Source organism: Moorena sp. SIO1G6 (assembly GCF_010672795.1).
Taxonomy (GTDB): domain Bacteria; phylum Cyanobacteriota; class Cyanobacteriia; order Cyanobacteriales; family Coleofasciculaceae; genus Moorena; species Moorena producens.
In genome coordinates this window covers 1-2082 of the sequence record NZ_JAAHFZ010000157.1, presented here as the reverse complement: position 1 = coordinate 2082, position 2082 = coordinate 1, and the positions used below count along the sequence as shown (strand labels likewise).

General features: G+C 43.1%; 2 protein-coding genes. Both read right to left on the bottom strand.

Translation table 11 applies throughout. The features are described from left to right. Window positions 1–40 precede the first annotated feature (40 nt). Window positions 41–1246: an RNA-guided endonuclease InsQ/TnpB family protein gene (locus F6K63_RS36675; RefSeq protein WP_008180859.1), complete on the bottom strand. Its 1206-nt coding sequence runs from the start codon at window positions 1244–1246 to the stop codon at window positions 41–43. Then, complete coding sequence (locus tag F6K63_RS36670; protein WP_229414350.1) at window positions 1170–1637, bottom strand: IS607 family transposase; 468 nt, start codon at window positions 1635–1637, stop codon at window positions 1170–1172. Before F6K63_RS36670 ends, F6K63_RS36675 begins: the two co-directional genes overlap by 77 nt. Window positions 1638–2082: the final 445 nt, after the last annotated feature.

Sequence of the window (2082 nt, the reverse complement as noted above, 5' to 3'; positions counted from 1 at the left end):
CCGATACTTTTTAGCTACCAATATCTACCAAAAGCAAATATTAGCCCGCCAATGCAAGATGATTTCTCATCCAGGGTGTATCTACCAAAGCTCGTATAAATATTCCACGAGCGCCATTTAGATCTCGATCCATTCTCTGACCATCAACTTTTGATTTGATAATTTTGCTGCTACCAATCTTGACCAGCTCACCTGTCCAACTGACAGTTTTGCTGGTGTAGGCTTCGCACACATCCAGGACTTGCTTTCCAGTCTCGAAAGCTTTGTGCTTGAGGAACTGCTTGAACCTGTAGTGAGCCAAGTTCATCAGATTGCGAACAGTCTTTGAGTGAATCTTGCGACTCCCACGTTTTGACATCTGGGATGTCTCGAACGTAGGGAGTAAAATCACATCAAAGTTGTCAACCAAAAACCTGGCCGCCTTGTGATGCAGTTCATTGACTAGATTCTGTATCTTGATAGTCATTCTTCTGGCAGCTTTTTTCATTCTTCGCTTTTGCTTTCCTTTAGAAAAGCTGATTTTACCAACCAACTTGTCTAGGTGAGCACATAGGCGTTGGATGCCAGAGAAATCTCCTTCACCAATCTTCCCTACAGAGTTTTCGCTGAAGAATGTCAAAAAGGTTCTCACACCGGGATCGAGCGCAACCACCCTACCTTGATTCTCGGCTTTTTTTGGGGCTGCTTTGTAGGGAACTACTAGATAATAGTTCCCGTTGGTGCTAGTTAATCGACAATCACAAATGTGATCTGGTAGCGATTCAGTAAAGCTTAACTCGCCTAATTTTGTGCGATAAATACCAATAGCTGTAACAGCCGATTTAGGAATATAACAAGACTGGACGGGGTTTTTGCGAGACCTAAACCGAACTCGATTGACCTGCCCAGTTTTCTGGTATTTTTTCTTGGCTTCCCTGATGGCGGTACAGGCATCCTTAATCGCTATAGACTTAATTTGATAAGGCACTGCCTTGCACCACTCAGGGAGATTGTTAAGAATCTCAGTCTTGATCCGTTTCCAGTTAGCCTTTACTGAGCCATCTTGAAGTATCTCGACGGTCTTATTAAAAACATAACGGGAAACTCCAAGCCATTGATTAACCATCTGTTTCTGGCTTTTATCAAGGTAAATCTTGATCTTCTTTGATTTTTTTACCGTACTTCCTGAGTCAATGGACTCGACAGCTGAAGAGGTGAACAATGGAGAGAAGATCCGCGACCAGCTCTGAGTGTAGGCAACTTTCATGGTTGTCGAGAACCACGATTTTTCCACCGTTGGATTCGACCAGGTACTGTACAAGTTCAAACCCAAACCGGGCGAGTCTGTCTCTACAGGCAACAATAAGCGTGAATTGATCTCCTCGCATAAGTCTATCCAGTATGGTTTTAAGCCCAAATCTTTTGAAATTAAGCCCCGATCCGATGTCCTTGATGATTTCGCAGTCTGGGAGTGAGTGCATATAGGCGATTTCCCTGTCAAGGTCATCTCGTTGTTTTGTTGAGCTGACCCGACAGTAGCAGATTGTGTAATCATGCTTGGGTTTTGATTGCTTGATGTAGTTTTCAACGTCAAACAATCTATGCCCCCCTTCTGTTGTGAGTGAATCAATTGTGCCATTATCTGCGTACTTCCTCAATTTATTTTTGGATAATCCCGTAAGTTCGACCGCCTTACGAAGTAGGACTCAACTCATCGGTCAATACTACCAATGATTGGCAGTTTATGGTAGATATTGGACAAGTTTTTGATACTGTCCACTAACCCCCGCACTGATGCTGTGATCGTGGCGAATTTCTTGGCTCGCAACTACAACTGGATGAGTAATACAACCAATTATATCCCGATACTTTTTAGCTACCAAAGTCTACCAAGATAGACCAAGGCTCGCCAAGGCAAGATGCAATAGCATCCAGGGGGTATCTCCCAAAGCTCTCGGGAATATCCCGCGAGCGCCATAAAAATGTCAAAAAAGTCTAACACCGGGATGTAACCGCAACTATTAAACCCTTGGTTTTCGGCTTTAATTTAAGTTACATAATAATCCCTGTCGGTGTTACCCTAATTTAAGTCTAACAAATAAT

Excerpts from the sequence above, each read along its gene's own strand:
- F6K63_RS36675 (WP_008180859.1), bottom strand. The coding sequence starts at position 1,246 with ATGAAAGTTGCCTACACTCAGAGCTGGTCGCGGATCTTCTCTCCATTG.